This is a genomic window from Cupriavidus lacunae, assembly GCF_003353055.1.
In the GTDB taxonomy this organism is placed as follows: domain Bacteria; phylum Pseudomonadota; class Gammaproteobacteria; order Burkholderiales; family Burkholderiaceae; genus Cupriavidus; species Cupriavidus lacunae.
On record NZ_QKWJ01000131.1, the window covers coordinates 1 to 14,156 of the forward strand.

At 61.4% G+C, this 14,156-nt stretch carries 13 protein-coding genes and 1 pseudogene; 7 read left to right on the top strand and 7 right to left on the bottom strand.

Translation table 11 applies throughout. The features are described 5' to 3' along the window. Nucleotides 1-121: 121 nt before the first annotated feature. Together DN412_RS45585 and DN412_RS40180 are read left to right on the top strand one after the other, a co-directional pair. On the top strand, nucleotides 122-253 hold the full coding sequence (locus DN412_RS45585) for a hypothetical protein (protein ID WP_279635304.1): 132 nt from the start codon (nucleotides 122-124) through the stop codon (nucleotides 251-253). Then, nucleotides 250-1,455 carry a hypothetical protein gene (locus DN412_RS40180; protein ID WP_115216612.1) on the top strand — a complete coding sequence of 402 codons (1,206 nt, stop codon included), beginning with the start codon at nucleotides 250-252 and terminating at the stop codon, nucleotides 1,453-1,455. Before DN412_RS45585 ends, DN412_RS40180 begins: the two co-directional genes overlap by 4 nt. Nucleotides 1,456-1,607: 152 nt before the next feature. Here the strand turns inward: DN412_RS40180 and DN412_RS46150 are convergent. The 7 genes and pseudogenes from DN412_RS46150 to DN412_RS40210 form a co-directional block, all read right to left on the bottom strand. Continuing rightward, a pseudogene (locus DN412_RS46150) lies at nucleotides 1,608-2,001 on the bottom strand (porin); the annotation flags it as partial. Between the two features lie 588 nt (nucleotides 2,002-2,589). Beyond that, nucleotides 2,590-3,564, bottom strand: coding sequence for a Bug family tripartite tricarboxylate transporter substrate binding protein (locus DN412_RS40185; RefSeq protein WP_115216613.1), 975 nt, complete (start codon nucleotides 3,562-3,564; stop codon nucleotides 2,590-2,592). A 41-nt stretch (nucleotides 3,565-3,605) separates the two neighbouring features. Then, nucleotides 3,606-4,481 (bottom strand): HpcH/HpaI aldolase/citrate lyase family protein, encoded by an 876-nt coding sequence (locus tag DN412_RS40190; RefSeq protein ID WP_115216614.1) that lies wholly within the window; start codon nucleotides 4,479-4,481, stop codon nucleotides 3,606-3,608. A gap of 35 nt (nucleotides 4,482-4,516) precedes the next feature. Continuing rightward, a complete protein-coding gene (locus DN412_RS40195; protein ID WP_115216615.1) occupies nucleotides 4,517-5,290 on the bottom strand; it encodes an enoyl-CoA hydratase/isomerase family protein in 774 nt (257 codons plus the stop codon). Nucleotides 5,291-5,293: 3 nt separating this feature from the next. Then, nucleotides 5,294-6,508 carry a CaiB/BaiF CoA transferase family protein gene (locus tag DN412_RS40200; RefSeq protein WP_115216616.1) on the bottom strand — a complete coding sequence of 405 codons (1,215 nt, stop codon included), beginning with the start codon at nucleotides 6,506-6,508 and terminating at the stop codon, nucleotides 5,294-5,296. Nucleotides 6,509-6,553: 45 nt separating this feature from the next. Continuing rightward, nucleotides 6,554-7,486 carry a 3,5-dioxohexanoate:acetyl-CoA acetone transferase gene (kce, locus tag DN412_RS40205; protein WP_115216617.1) on the bottom strand — a complete coding sequence of 311 codons (933 nt, stop codon included), beginning with the start codon at nucleotides 7,484-7,486 and terminating at the stop codon, nucleotides 6,554-6,556. 83 nt (nucleotides 7,487-7,569) lie between these two features. Beyond that, a complete protein-coding gene (locus DN412_RS40210) occupies nucleotides 7,570-8,031 on the bottom strand; it encodes a MaoC family dehydratase (RefSeq protein ID WP_115216618.1) in 462 nt (153 codons plus the stop codon). 324 nt (nucleotides 8,032-8,355) lie between these two features. On the opposite strand from DN412_RS40210, the gene DN412_RS40215 reads away from it, so the two are divergent. From DN412_RS40215 to DN412_RS40235, 5 genes are all read left to right on the top strand, one after another. After that, the gene (locus DN412_RS40215) at nucleotides 8,356-9,375 is read left to right on the top strand and encodes an NADP-dependent oxidoreductase (RefSeq protein WP_115216619.1); all 1,020 of its coding nucleotides are present in this window, start codon (nucleotides 8,356-8,358) and stop codon (nucleotides 9,373-9,375) included. A gap of 86 nt (nucleotides 9,376-9,461) precedes the next feature. Then, nucleotides 9,462-10,628 carry an acyl-CoA dehydrogenase family protein gene (locus DN412_RS40220; protein WP_115216620.1) on the top strand — a complete coding sequence of 389 codons (1,167 nt, stop codon included), beginning with the start codon at nucleotides 9,462-9,464 and terminating at the stop codon, nucleotides 10,626-10,628. A 269-nt stretch (nucleotides 10,629-10,897) separates the two neighbouring features. Then, on the top strand, nucleotides 10,898-11,413 hold the full coding sequence (locus DN412_RS40225) for a MarR family winged helix-turn-helix transcriptional regulator (protein ID WP_115216621.1): 516 nt from the start codon (nucleotides 10,898-10,900) through the stop codon (nucleotides 11,411-11,413). A 134-nt stretch (nucleotides 11,414-11,547) separates the two neighbouring features. Then, a complete protein-coding gene (locus DN412_RS40230) occupies nucleotides 11,548-11,823 on the top strand; it encodes a hypothetical protein (RefSeq protein WP_133303168.1) in 276 nt (91 codons plus the stop codon). A gap of 490 nt (nucleotides 11,824-12,313) precedes the next feature. After that, complete coding sequence (locus DN412_RS40235) at nucleotides 12,314-13,978, top strand: site-specific integrase (RefSeq protein ID WP_115216623.1); 1,665 nt, start codon at nucleotides 12,314-12,316, stop codon at nucleotides 13,976-13,978. The last annotated feature ends 178 nt before the right edge of the window (nucleotides 13,979-14,156 follow it).

Here is a 14,156-nt window from a genome sequence, read left to right on the forward strand (position 1 = left end):
ACGAGTTGCATACCGTCGCCCGCAACAAGCTCAAAAGCGCTCAACACCGGCCTTCGATCATCGCCGCGTGCTGGGTTCAGGCAACGTTGTGGTGATGTCATGATTTACGGAAAGATCAATAGTGGAACAAGCTGATTGTGTCATCGAGGAGCTGGAAGACTGGGTGATGATGCTCGACCGGATGATCGTCGCGCTGCGTCCCCTGCAGGATTTGCGATCCAAAACAGACGATGATTACGACGATTCAATATGAAGCCAGCCGGACACAAGTGGCAATTTACTCAGCGCTTTCGTCGCCATGCGTTCGGCTGGCGCTCGGATGCGCCCATACAGCGTATCAAGGAAGCGATCGCTGAAATCAAGCAAGTTGCGAGAACCGATGCGGTGCTCGCGGCCGAGGGCGCTGTGAAATTCCTGGAGAGGCTTTGGCCCGCGCTGGAACACGTCGATAGCTCTTCCGGGGCGCTCGGCACGGCAGTGAACCGGGCGATTGAGGTACTGGTCCCGATCCTTGCCGACGCGCCAGTCGATACCAAAACCCGTGAGCGATGGCTCGAGCGTCTCTGGGAAGCGATCCAGGATCAAGGCGTTCCCTATATCGAGGCATTGGGCGACGACTGGGACCGGCTTTGCGTAACTCCAGAGATCGCGAGCACATGGGCGGACAGGTTCTTGCCTCTGGTTGAACATATATGGGGCGAGCGTGCCGGCGGATTTTTCGCGGGAATCCCGATCTGCCTGGCTTCGCTTTACGCGGCAGGACGGCATGCGCAGTTGATCGCGCTGCTGGACCTTGCCCCCTTCAAGTGGTGGCATGATCGACAGTGGGCCGTCAAGGCACTGGTCGCGATGGGCAGGAAAGCCGAAGCCCTCGCCTACGCAGAAGCATCGCGCGGTCTGAACAGCCCGGACGGGCTCGTTGCGCAGGCTTGTGAAGAAATCCTGCTGTCATCGGGCCTCGCCGACGAGGCCTACCAACGCTATGCGCATGAAGCCAACCGCGGCACAACCTACCTGGCGACCTTTCGGGCGATCGCCAAGAAATATCCGCACAAGGGGCAAGAAACAATCCTGCGTGATCTGATCTCCCAATCGCCTGAGGCGCCGGGCAAGTGGTTTGCCGCAGCCAAGGACGCTGGCTTGTTGGACCTTGCCATCGAGTTGGCCAACGCCAGCCCGACCGATCCACGCACGCTGACGCGCGCGGCCAGGGATTTTGCGCAGAAGCGGCCAGCGTTCGCCATGGCCGCCGGGATGGCGGCGTTGCACTGGATCTCGCAGGGCTATGGCTACGAGATCACGGGGATCGATGTCCTCGATGCAAGCCGGGCCACGATGCAGGCCGCCGGCCATGCCGGGGCCGATCTCGAAGCCGTTCGGGCACAGATCCGCCAGTTGGCTACCGGGATTTCTCCGCAGGCCGACTTCGTGGGCAAGGTTTTGCAGGCCATCTGACCGTGGATGACACCAAGACGGTTGGTGGGTGCCAATGTCCGCGAGCGGCCAAGTACGGCCACTCGCCGACTATACGGCGGACGGCCGTACTGTGCTACACAGCGGTCAGAAAGGGCAGCTTCATTGCCGGAAGCACCGAAACCCTGCCCACCCGCCTTTTTGACCCGCCCCGCGTTTCCTGCCGTCACCGCCGGATTCCACTGATCATAGGTGAGCGTCATGCCAAAAGGACCCGACGCATACGTCAGTCCAGCGCCATATCCGCTGTTGTCGCGAAAATGGCCGGCCGATTCTCCCGCCCCTGAGCCTGCGAGCGGCACCACGCCTATCGACCCTGCGCCGGTGCCAAACGTCCAGTGCGCCACCGCCGTCACCGGTCCAAACATGGCGTTGTCTGAGCGAAATGCCGGGCCGAGCAGGTACACCGAAGCTTGCGTACGCGTCGAACATTGAGGTGTACTGCCGGCCGAACGTCAGCGCACTGAACTTGTCCGATTGGAGACCGACAAACGCCTGCCGACCAAACAGGCGACCGCCTTGCGACGACGATTATTTAAGAAGTCAATCCACCGAGATTGCGACAGTTGGTATTGGCACAATAGCGAACAGATCTACATTTAGTTTGCTGGGCAGCCCGCCGAACCGCGGACACTCATGGGCAATACGCCATCAGGCGATGGTCATCCCATAGTCCAAAGGGAGCAGCCACGTCGAGAGCACGAGGTCGAATTCGTCAGATTACGATTGCTCTAGCTGGGTGCCGGCCTTGGTACAACAACGTATTAACCGTGACGCGAGACGGCTATATCGATCGCTGAGATGCGCTCTGCCGAGAATTCCCGTTCAAGCCCAGCTACTCTGACCTCGACCCTGCGTGCGCCTTCTTCCCCAGTCCAAGCGCACATGCCGCTTCTCGACCATGCGGTCCCTGACGACTAGTTCACCGGGGATCTGGGGTCCTGCTGATATCGAAAGGCCCTTGCGGCGAGGAGCGGAGTAGTCGCCATACGTGTGCAGGTCGCTCCTAGGTATCCAATGACAGTGTTCGACACGCACCGTAGCGAGAACGCGATACCGGCGGAGCTCGGCGCCGTTCCCCTGGGTCTCCCTCCGCTATCGCGCTGCCTGTTCTGCTTACTCCGGCTGTATGCCCGCCTCCCTCACCTTCTCGCCCCACACTGCCTTCTGGCGTGCCACGAAGACGCCGAACTCGTGAGCCGGGGCAGGCGTTGGCTCGGCCCCGAGACGCCGCAGCTTTTCGTCTACTTCGTGCGACGCGGCAATCTTATAGAGTTCGTCGCCCAGTCGCTTTGCAATCACCGCTGGCATCCGGGCGGGTCCAAAAATGCCGACCCACGCCACCAGGTCAAAGCCCGGCTTACCCAGAGACTCGGAAACCGTCGGCAAGTCGGGCACGAGCGCGCTGCGCTTTTCCGATGAGACAGCAAGTGCTTTCAAGTTTCCCGACTGGATCTGCGAGGCTGCCGAGGCGAGGTCGACGAACATGAAGCTAACCTGTCCGCCGATGACATCCGTCATGGCCTGTGGTGTGCTCTTGTACGGCACCCCGGCGGCACCCATGCCGGTGATTTTATTGAACGAGGCGGCGGCGATCTGCCCGGTACTGTTGCCATAGGCGTAGTTGACCGAGCCGCGATTGGCATTGCCATACTTCAACAAGTCACCGACGTTCTTGACCGGTAGCTTGCCGCCGACGACGAGCAGGAAGGGAAAATTGCACACCTGTACGAGGGGTGTGAAATCCGAGATAGGATCGTAGCGCAGCTTACGGAATAGATATGGGTTGGACGAATGCGTGGTGTTGGTCGCCAACAGCAGCGTGTATCCGTCCGATTTGGCATGCGCGACATAGTCGGTTGCAATCTGGCCCGACGCGCCGGGCTTGTTCTCCACAATGACGGGCTGCCCCAGCGCGCTGCGCAGCTTGTCTGCAAACATGCGGGCGACGATGTCACTGGCGCTCCCTGCGGCAAACGCCGTCACTAGCCGCACCGGCTGTGAGGGGTAATTCGACTGCGCTTGGGCTGCTGTCGCGCAGGCCACGAATGCCCCGGCGACGGCGCATAGCGTTTTGAACAAAAAAGCCATCTCTGTCTCCTGTTATGCACGCCGCCCGGCGCGCTATGTCGTCATTGTTGAGCAGGAAGGCTCGCCAGTAGGCGCTGGGCCTGCTTCAGATGCGGGCGGTCCAGCATTTCCCCGTCGAGCTGCAGCGTCCCTGCACCCTCAGCCTGCTCGAAGGCTTCGACGATGCGGCGCGCGCGCGTCACCTCGCTAGCGTCGGGCGTGAAGGCTTCGTTGATCAGCGGCACTTGGTCCGGATGAATAGCGATCTTCCCGGAAAACCCCGCACGGCGCGCACTGGCCGCGTCCCGCTGAAGACCCGCCGCATCGCGGAAGTTTCCCCAGATGGTATCGATAGCCGTCACACCCGCCGCATGCGCGCCCAGTAAGCACAACGAGCGCGCCATCCGATATGTGAACTCGTACTCACCGTTCTCGACGCGGTTGCCGCTCGCGCCGACGGCGGCCGCGAGGTCTTCCGCTCCCCAAGTCAAAGCGCGCAGACGCGCGCTGGATCCAGCATAGCTGCCCAGCGTGAACATCGCCTGAGGGGTTTCGGTAGCCACCGGCAAGATGCCAATCGAACCCACAGGAATACCCTCGCGCGCTTCAAGCGCGCGAAGGTATTGGTCCAGCAGCACGATATCGGGCGCTCCACTGCCCTTGGGTAAAAAGATCCCAGCGGGGCCGCCTTGCACCACCGCTGCCAGATCGTCGAGGGCCAACCCCGAATCAAGCGGATTGATGCGCACCCACAAGTCCGGACCGGTCCGGTCGCGACTCGCGAGATACTCGCGCACCATCCCCCGGGCCAGCGGGAGGCGCGAGACGTCCACCGAATCCTCCAGGTCGAGCACGAGAGCGTCTGCGCCCACGCTTTCCCCCTTGGCGAGCTTGCGCTCGCTGTCGCCTGGCACGAACAACAAAGACCTTAACGCCATTTCAACCCCCTCTCACCATGGTAGTCGTGATCAATTCAATGCCCCTCAAAGCGTGGCACCCGCCGCTCGGCGAATGCGTGCGTACCTTCCCGGACATCGTCTGACTCCTGCAAAATCCGCAGGAATACCTGCTCCATACGTAGGCCGGTGGCTAGATCGCTGTCGCGGCTGCGCAGCGCCAGTTCCTTCGCCATCTGTACAGCCAGCGGCGCGTTAGCCGCCAGCCGGCTCGCATATTCGCGCGCAGCCTCCATCAACGCGGAGGCAGGTACTACCCGGTTGACCAGCCCCCACCGCTGCGCGGTCGCGGCATCGAAGCGGTCGCCGATCAGCAGCATCTCCATGGCAATCGCGTGCGGTAGTTGCTGGACCACGCGCTGGGTGCCGCCGTTGGCGGGAAAGACGCCGCGCTGTACCTCGCTCAACGCGAAAGTGGCCGCATCCGTACAGACACGCAAATCGGTTGCCAGCAGCAGCGTCATGCCTCCCCCGAGGCAGTAGCCGTTGACGGCCGCCACCACGGGCTTCCAAACTTCGAGACCGCGATTGAGCAGTTGCTGGCTCTGCGTCCGCATCAACGCGCTGAGTTGCGGCTTAGCGCCCACGAAGGATTTCAGATCGGCGCCGGCACAGAATGCTTGGTCGCCCGCGCCAGTGATTATGGCGACACGGATGCCGTCATCATCACGCACGGTCTGCCATGCCCGGGACAGCAATTCATAGTGTTCGATGTCCAGAGCATTGCGTCGCTCCGGCCGGTTGATCGTGATGGTGGCAATGCCTCCATCGACGTGAAAATCAATTGGCACTCTTTAGCTCCTAGATTCAGACGCTGCTACACCCGTTGAGTTTGATACCGGCATGGCGAAAAGCCCAATCTGCTCCTCGGTATATCCCAAAGTCTGTAGCACCTGGCGTGTGTGTGCACCCAATTCGGGCGGGGCTGCGCTGGGCTCCGAACGCTCGCCATCGAATCGCAGCGGCTGGGAGACAACGTTCACGCCCTCTTTGGCAGCGCCGCCGACGAGGTGCCTGATCATGCCGCTCGCCTCGGTGTGAGGATGCGTGACGACTTCGCCCACACTTAGGATAGGTGCGCAGGGTATGCCAGCGCGCGAGAAGCGGGTCACCCACTCGTCGCAGGTGCCACCAGAGAGTCGGGCTGCGACTTCGCGCAGCACCTGGCCGCGGCTCTTGACTCTATCGGCATTGGTAAGGTAGCGAGGATCCGACGCAAGATCCGGCGCATCAACTTCCTTGCAAAAGGCCTGCCACAGTGCGTCATTGGCGACGCCGAGCAACATCGGCTGGTCGCGTGTGTCAAACACCTGGTACGGGCACAAGGACTCGTGCGCGGAGCCCCACCGGATCGGCTCAGTGCCGCGCTCCCAGTAGCTTTGCATGACGTAGGCCATGAACGCCAGCGAAGTATCGAATAGCGCCGCCTCCACGCGCATGCCCGCACCGGTCTGCAGGCGCCTGACCACTGCGGCGAGGATGCCGATGGCCGCATGCATGCCAGTGGCTTGGTCAATCGGAGAGATGGGGCTGCGGATGGCCGGCCCGCCCTCCTCGCCTGTCACCGACATCATGCCACTGAACGCCTGCAGGATAACGTCATACCCCTTGCCGTTGCACAGAGGCCCCGCGCTGCCGAAGCCTGAGATGCTGCAGTAGATGAGGCCCGGCTTTCTTGCCGACAGCGTTTCGTAGTCAATGCCAAGCCGCTTCGCTACGCCAGGGCCATAGCTCTCCACCACGATGTCGGCGGTGTCGATCAGGCGCTGGGCGGCTTCATTGCCGAGCGGCGACTTCAAATCCAGTACTACGCTTTGCTTGCTGCGGTTCGCGCTCAGGAACACCGTGCCGGTGCCATCATGGAAAGGCGGCCAGTGGCGGGTATCGTCGCCTCGCGGCGGCTCCACCTTGATGACCTCGCTCCCCATATCGCCCAGATACTGTGTGCAAAGCGGGCCCGCCAGAACCTTGGAGAAGTCGACGACCCGCAGTCCTTTCAATGCATCCATATTTGCTGTCTTCCTATCAATCGCACTGGTGGGCGGATAACTTGCTCAGAACGCAACGTTGTCGGCGCCCTTGGTTTGCAGCATCCGGCGAGCTTCCTCCGGCGTAGCGATCTCCAGCGAAAGCTCTTCAAGGATGCGGCGGATTTTCGATACCTGTTCCGCGTTCGAGGTCGCCAGTTGTCCTCTGCCAGCGTATAGGCTGTCTTCGAGACCGACCCGGACGTTGCCGCCAAGCAGCGCGCTCATGGTGACGAACGGCATCTGGTGCTTGCCGGCCGCCAGTACCGACAGGTAGTAGTCTTCGCCGAAAAGCCTATCGGCGATCATGCGCATATGCATCAGGTTGTCGTGGTCCGCGCCGATACCTCCGAGGATGCCGAAAATGCATTGCACGAAGAACGGCGGCTTGACCATGCCACGGTCGACGAAGTGGGCAAGGTTGTACAAGTGGCCGACGTCATAGCATTCGAACTCGAAGCGCGTGCCCTGTGCGGAGAGCAGAAGCATGCCCCGCTCGATCTGACTGAAGGTATTGGAAAGGATGAAGTCGCGGGTCTTCTCCAGGTACGGCTTTTCCCATTCGTGCTTAAATTTTTTGATGCGCTCGCCCGCCGCTGCGATATTGAAGTTGAGCGAACCCATATTCATTGAGGCCACCTCCGGCTGAGCCCATCTGGCCGGCGCGAGGCGCTCGTCCAGGGTCATGCCCAGCCCGCCGCCGGTCGTGATGTTAAGGATCGCGTTGGACCGCTCCCGGATCCGCGGGAGGAATGCCGCGAAGCGCTCCACGCTCTGATCGGGCGCGCCGGTCTCCGGGTTCCGCGCATGCAGGTGCAGCATGGCTGCGCCCGCTTCGGCCGCGGCGACCGCGTCCTCCGTGATCTGCTCAGCCGTAATCGGCAGATAGGGTGACATGGAAGGCGTATGGATGGACCCCGTGACCGCGCACGTGATGATGACTTTGCTGGGTTTCTTCATGATGTCTCCTTGAGCTTCGGAAAGTCGAAGCCTCGTCCGGAATATGGGCGATGCGCCGTACCAGGGCGCTAGGCACACGATCCTTACCGCGCCTCTGCCGGGAGTCGATACATCAGGCCGCTACGTTTGCACGAGGCCACTACCTCGTCGCGTTGGTTAAAGGCAGTGTGCTGAAACACCACGATGCCGTTCTCTGGCCGAGACTTGCTGTGCCGCTTTTCCAGCACTGTCGTTTCGACGCGCAGCGTGTCGCCAGCGAAAACCGGCCGGGGAAAGCGGACTTCGTCCCAGCCAAGATTGCCGACCGTCGTTCCCAGCGTGGTATCCGCCACGGAGATGCCGACCATCAGACCCAAAGTGAATGCACTGTTCATCAGCGGCTTGCCGAACTCCGTGCCCTTCGAGTATTCGGCATCGATGTGAATCGCGGCGGGATTGTGGGTCATGGTGCTGAACAGCACGTTGTCCGTTTCAGTCACCGTCCGACGAACATCGTGCCGGAACATCTGACCTATCTCGAACTGCTCAAAGTACAAACCAGCCATCATGTCTCCTCAGATCGAAACGTCGTATGCATGCATACTAAATCCTTAGATTTTCGATGGCAAGTGAAAAGAAAAGAAAGTTGCAAGGAACTCAGAACGCGGCGCTAAAGGCGCTTTTGTTGCCCACAATTTGCAAGGATTAATGGTTTTCCCTTGGTTTCCAAAAGTAGGTATGGCATTAGTATGCTGGCATACCTAATCGGATGGATACATACTACATTTTGATGGCTTGGCCGAGTTGCACGGCAGAGCGATCGTCTGTTTCGCCGACCGCGGTAGACATCACACGCAACCCTTCTTTCGTGTCAACTGGAGCAGCTCGTCATGTTGGATAACCTCGTGAGCCGGCAAGTGCGGCTCAAGTCCAGGCCGCACGGCATTCCGCAGGCGGATCACTTCGAGATCGTCGAATCTGCCGTTCCGGACTTGTTGGAAGGTGAAATCTTGGTGCGTAACGCGTTTTTGTCGGTCGAGCCAGCGATGCGTGGGTGGGTCAATGCTGCGCAGAACTATGCCGATGCGGTGGCGATTGGCGACGTCATGCGCGCCTTCGCCGCGGGCGAGGTAGTGGCTTCCCGGAATCCAGACTTCGCCGTCGGAGACAAGATCATGGGCATGCTGGGGTGGCAGGAGTACAGCGTGTCCACGCCACGTGCGATCCGCCGCAAGGTGATCGAAAACGACTTGCCGCTGTCGCTTTCGCTCGGTGTGCTCGGCATCAATGGCGTCACCGCCTATTTTGCGCTGACGGAAGTTGGCATGCCGCGCCCCGGCGACACCGTCGTAGTTTCCACCGCCGCTGGCTCGGTCGGCTCGGCGGTAGGGCAGATTGCGAAGCTGATGGGATGCAGGACCGTTGGCATCGCCGGCGGCGCGGCGAAGGTTGCCGCTTGTCTGGAAGAATTCGGCTTCGAGGCAGCGGTGGACTACAAGGCGCTTGATTTCGAGGAGCGGCTAGCATCAGCCTGTCCGGACGGAGTCGATGTCTATCACGACAATGCCGGCGGCTGGATCACCGACGCCGTGCTCAGGCGTATCAACAAGGGCGCGCGAATCGTCGTCTGTGGCACCGCTTCGGTGGCAAGCTGGGAGCCCTGGCCCACCGGGCCAAGGCCTGAACGGCATCTACTGAACAAGGCCGCCCGCATGGAGGGCTTCCTGGTGTGGGATTACGAACACCGTTATGAGGAAGCCGTGGCGCGGCTCGCAAGCTGGGTGCGCGACGGTAGCCTGCGCTACCGCGAGGAGATCGTGGACGGCATTGGAGAGGCGCCTGGTTCTATCGCGGCTTTATACCGCGGTGAAAACTTTGGCAAGCGTCTAATCCGTCTGTTCCCCGCATAGCCTGTCTCGCCGGCAGTCACTCTCTGACCGCTCCGCGCGCCGCCCTCGCACAATCTCTCGTTCATATCGAAACCACAAGGCAGACCATGATTTTTTCCCTTACCGATGACCAGCTTGCCATCCGCTCCGCGGTGGAGGAAATTTGCAAGCCTTTTGATGATGAATACTGGCTCAGGAAGGACAGGGAAGGTGGCTTTCCCGACGACTTCTACACAGCCATGGCCAAGGCCGGCTGGCTCGGTGTGGCCATGCCCGCCGATTATGGCGGCGCGGGACTTGGCATCAGCGAGGCCGCGTTGATGATGGAGACGGTTGCGGCCTCCGGCGCCGGGCTCTCCGGCGCATCCGCCATTCATATGAATGTCTTTGGCCTGCATCCCGTAGTGGTGCACGGCAGCGACGAGCAGCGCAAACGCTGGCTACCGCCCATTATCGACGGGCAGACCAAAGCGTGCTTCGGAGTGACGGAACCCAACACCGGCCTGAACACGTTGAAGCTCAAGACGAGAGCCATCCGCAAGGGCGACCGCTATGTCGTCAACGGGCAAAAAGTTTGGATCTCCACGGCCCAGGTAGCCCAAAAGATCATGCTGCTTGCCCGGACCACGCCGATTGAGGAGGTCACCTCCCCGGCGCAGGGCCTCAGTCTATTCTATACAGACCTTGACCGCAGCAAGATCGAAGTGCGCGAAATCGAGAAGTTGGGTCGAAAGGCGGTGGACTCAAACCAGTTGTTCATCGATGGCCTGGAGATTCCCGTCGAGGATCGCATTGGCGAAGAAGGGCGCGGGTTCGAGTACATCTTGCATGGACTCAATCCTGAACGGGTACTGCTGGCAGCCGAGGCGACCGGTCTGGGACGGGCTGCGTTGAAGCGCGCCGCCACTTATGCGGGCGAACGCATAGTATTCGACCGGCCCATCGGACAGAACCAGGGCGTGCAGCATCCCCTCGCCGAACGATGGATCGACCTGGAAGCGGGCACCCTGCTTTATCAGCGCGCCGCATGGCGCTATGACCAGGGCCAACCGGCGGGCGCGGAGGCAAACGCGGCCAAGTACTTCTGCGCCGAAGCCGGATTCCGCGCATGCGAGACCGCTGTGCTGACGCATGGCGGCATGGGCTATGCCAAGGAGTATCACGTCGAGCGGTATTTCCGCGAAGCAATGCTTCCGCGTATCGCGCCAATTTCACCGCAGTTGATCTTGTGCTATATCGCAGAAAAGGTGCTTGGCCTGCCCAAGTCGTATTGACGACGCTCGAACAGTCGGCCTTTTTGGGGTTATCAACCCGAAGAATTGTAAAATCGTGGTCCGGTTCGCTTTCGAGCCGGTCATGCCGGACGAGGCTTCGATCAGGTGATCCCGTGAAAGCACTACAAGGTAGATCAGCGCCCGCGCGGGCCACCGAATCCAAGGCTACGCGAGGGGCGAAGCGTGGCCAACCACAATTGCCGCCGGCGGAGGTAGACAAGCCAGACGCAGCGCCCGCCGGCGAAGCCCAGATCACCAGGACAACCAGAATGCGCAAAATCAAGGATGAGAATTGGGATCAGCGGCTGGGCTTTCTCATGCACGATGTTTCGCGGTTGCGCCGTAAGGTCTTCGATGAGTTCATGAAGCCACTGGGAGTCACACGATCGCAGTGGTGGATTTTGGCACATCTGTCGCGTCACGACGGCATGATTCAAAGCGATCTGGCGACCGTGCTCGATATCGGCAAGGCGGCCCTTGGCGGGCTGATCGAACGGCTGGAAAGCGCGGAGATGGTCGAGCGACGCCCTGACGCGGTCGATCGGCGCGCCAAGCGCGTCTATCTGTCGCCCAAGGGTACGCGCCTAATTTCGGAAATGCGCGCCAAGAGCAACGAGATGAGTGAGCGCATGCTAAGTGGACTCAGCGTGAAAGACCGCCTTGCGCTGGCAGACATGCTGACCCAGGTCAAGCACAACCTCCTGTCGGCTGCGAAAGAGCAAGAATTGGACACGGAGGAAACGGACGAAGTCGTGGACGACACCCACGACACTGGACGAATTTGACCCAACGAGCGATGGCATTTCAGCGGCACCGGGTCTACTCACCGGCGACACCTTTACGGACCATGCACGAAAGCGCCTGCAGTCCTCACAACCGGGCAACCTCCGCGACGAACCTTATCACCGAGATCCGTCGCATGCGCATTGACGCCGAGCGGATCGCACAAGCCATCGCCTTGCCTGGCAGCGAGGCTTACCAAGAAAAGCTGGCAAGCGTGCTGGACGAGTGGATTCGGCGAGGCAGCACTCGGCAGCAGTTAATATGCCTGGCCTGCGCGGCCGAGCAAGGTACTCTAGATCTGCACGCGCTAATAATTGGCCGACAGGCCTTGCTGAATACGCAAGATGCCGCGCTTCACAGGCTTTACTGGGCCTGTGTTCGACGTTGGCGGCACGCGCGGTCGACACTGTAACGGAGGCGCGACATATCTCCAGCGTCGAGATGCGGCGACAGAACTTCCGTTCAAAATAGCGACCGAACCTGCGTCCTCAGTTCCTTCGTCAGCCCTGCTCATCTGTCGCTCCTTGGCCATGCGGGAGTTGACGACATCGTGATACTGGCGTGCGGAGCAGAAGCCGTTTCCGCAAAATAGCAAAGCAGCGCCGCAGAGGTCGACCGCGTTTTGTCGCTTAGTCGGCAACCAGCGCAATGGCCGCTTTGACTGTGAAAGCTGCCATAACCGCAAGTCAAGCGAGACGTCCGCGTTGGGTCGAAAGGTACCTGTCACGCTGTTCGTAAGCGGTCCGGCGTACACGTGGGTAGGCTGTTCAGGGGGGCAATCCAGACCGGAGGTGATGATGGCCTTGTGACAACGCGACGGAAGTTCGTTTGCGTGATTGCTACAGAGATAAGGGTTATTATCCTTATACTATCATTTTGGTACCAAACTCTCTTCCGCCGAAATGCCCCGACACCTGCCCACCCCCGACGGCTTCCCGGACATCGCGGCACTGGCCGCGCTGCGCGCCTGGTATGAGGGGGCATCCTCTCGACAGGCTGCCGCGCGCTTTCTTGCCGATCGTCTCGAGCCCGGCCAGTCTGCCCGTGGCCTCATCGGACAGATCCGGCGGCAACTCGCCCAGTACGCCCGCCAACGCCAGCGGCCCGATCTGGCGACGCTGTTCGAATGCCCGACTGCTCAACGTCAGCGCCATGCCAAGGCCACGACGCAGGCGGTCGAGCAACTGCGCACTCTGCCCCGTCCCACGCCGCAGATCAGCGACGAGCTCACTCGCTGGCTGCCGGCACGCGCGGTCGATGCCTTGCACGCTGCAGGGATCCATACCCTAGCCGATCTTACTGTGCGGATACCGCGCCGGCGGCAGTGGTGGACCGCGATCCCGGGGCTCGGCCCAGCCAGCGCCCGGAGCATCGAGGCTTTCTTCGCCGCGCACCCGGCACTCACGGAACGGGCCCGCGCGCTGGTCGTTGCCGGGCAGCGGTCGGATGTCGCCCCGTGGGAGATCCTGCGCGTGCCGCAGGACGTTGATGGTTCCGCCGGGGCGTTCCGCGCGCCCGCTTCCAGTTGCATCCTGGGCGCGGACAACGACTACGATGCCATCCAGGCCTGGCTCGCCCTGCACGAAACCCCGGCTACCCAGCGCGCCTACCGCAAGGAGGCGGAACGGCTGATCCTGTGGGCCATTGTCGCGCGAGGCAAGGCACTGTCCTCGCTGACCACCAAGGATGCGACGGACTACCGCGCCTTCCTGCGCAAGCCGTCGCCGCGTGAGCGCTGGGTCGGGCCGCCGCGGCCGCGCACGGCGCCGGACTGGCGGCCGTTTGCGGGTAATCTGTCGGCCCGTTCGGTGGCGCAGGCGCTCGCCGTGCTCAGCGCCATGTTCCGCTGGCTCGTCGAGCAGCACTATGTCATGGCCAATCCCTTTGCCGGCATCAAAGTGCGAGGCAGCCAGCACGCAAAGGCAGTGGCCACGACCCACGCCTTCACCGAAGGGGAATGGCTGCTGGTGCGGGCCATCGCGAACGGGCTCGAATGGTCGTACGGATGGGAAGCATCGGCGGCGCAACGGTTGCGCTTCCTGCTGGACTTCGGCTATGCCACAGGACTGCGGATCAGCGAACTGACCCAGGCGATGTTGCGCAATGTCGAGGTGGATGCCGCTGGCGATCCCTGGCTGCATGTCGTTGGCAAGGGCGGCAAGCCAGCCAAGGTTACCCTGACGCCGCTGGCGCGCGTCGCGCTCGATCGCTATCTGCAGGAGCGCGGCTTACCGATCAGCCGCGCCCGCTGGGAGCCGGCCACGCCACTGGTCGGTAGCTTGGACGGAAGCGAGACCGGCATCACGGCGCTACGGCTTTGGGAGGTCATGCGCCGATTTTTCCGGTTGGCCGCAGACAGCTTGGCCAGCGACCACCCACCGCTGACCGAGAAGCTCCGCCGTGCCACGCCGCATTGGATGCGGCATACCCATGCCACGCACGCGCTGGCCAAGGGCGTCGAGCTGAGCGCCGTGCGCGATAACCTGCGCCATGCGTCGATTTCGACCACGTCGATCTATTACCGGCCGAAAGGTTTTATGCGCAGTCTCAAATCCCACTCGCGATAGGCAAAGGTTCTCGGTCGTAGGAACTGTACATAAAAGTTTGGACAGGATGTGGAGGCCCGCAACCAACAAACGGCGTGCGTAACCTCCTCGGCCCTACAGCGAATGGAGCCATTCGAGCAGCGTTTTGTTCTGCTGCCACGATGGGAACTTTGGAAGCGGCGCACCGTCACTGACTTTC

What these genes read in the sequence shown, in the direction of transcription:
- DN412_RS40180 (WP_115216612.1), top strand. Translation starts at nt 250, where the DNA reads ATGAAGCCAGCCGGACACAAGTGGCAATTTACTCAGCGCTTTCGTCGC.
- DN412_RS40185 (WP_115216613.1), bottom strand. Translation starts at nt 3,564, where the DNA reads ATGGCTTTTTTGTTCAAAACGCTATGCGCCGTCGCCGGGGCATTCGTG.
- DN412_RS40190 (WP_115216614.1), bottom strand. Translation starts at nt 4,481, where the DNA reads ATGGCGTTAAGGTCTTTGTTGTTCGTGCCAGGCGACAGCGAGCGCAAG.
- DN412_RS40200 (WP_115216616.1), bottom strand. Translation starts at nt 6,508, where the DNA reads ATGGATGCATTGAAAGGACTGCGGGTCGTCGACTTCTCCAAGGTTCTG.
- kce (WP_115216617.1), bottom strand. Translation starts at nt 7,486, where the DNA reads ATGAAGAAACCCAGCAAAGTCATCATCACGTGCGCGGTCACGGGGTCC.
- DN412_RS40210 (WP_115216618.1), bottom strand. Translation starts at nt 8,031, where the DNA reads ATGGCTGGTTTGTACTTTGAGCAGTTCGAGATAGGTCAGATGTTCCGG.
- DN412_RS40215 (WP_115216619.1), top strand. Translation starts at nt 8,356, where the DNA reads ATGTTGGATAACCTCGTGAGCCGGCAAGTGCGGCTCAAGTCCAGGCCG.
- DN412_RS40220 (WP_115216620.1), top strand. Translation starts at nt 9,462, where the DNA reads ATGATTTTTTCCCTTACCGATGACCAGCTTGCCATCCGCTCCGCGGTG.
- DN412_RS40225 (WP_115216621.1), top strand. Translation starts at nt 10,898, where the DNA reads ATGCGCAAAATCAAGGATGAGAATTGGGATCAGCGGCTGGGCTTTCTC.
- DN412_RS40230 (WP_133303168.1), top strand. Translation starts at nt 11,548, where the DNA reads ATGCGCATTGACGCCGAGCGGATCGCACAAGCCATCGCCTTGCCTGGC.
- DN412_RS40235 (WP_115216623.1), top strand. Translation starts at nt 12,314, where the DNA reads ATGCCCCGACACCTGCCCACCCCCGACGGCTTCCCGGACATCGCGGCA.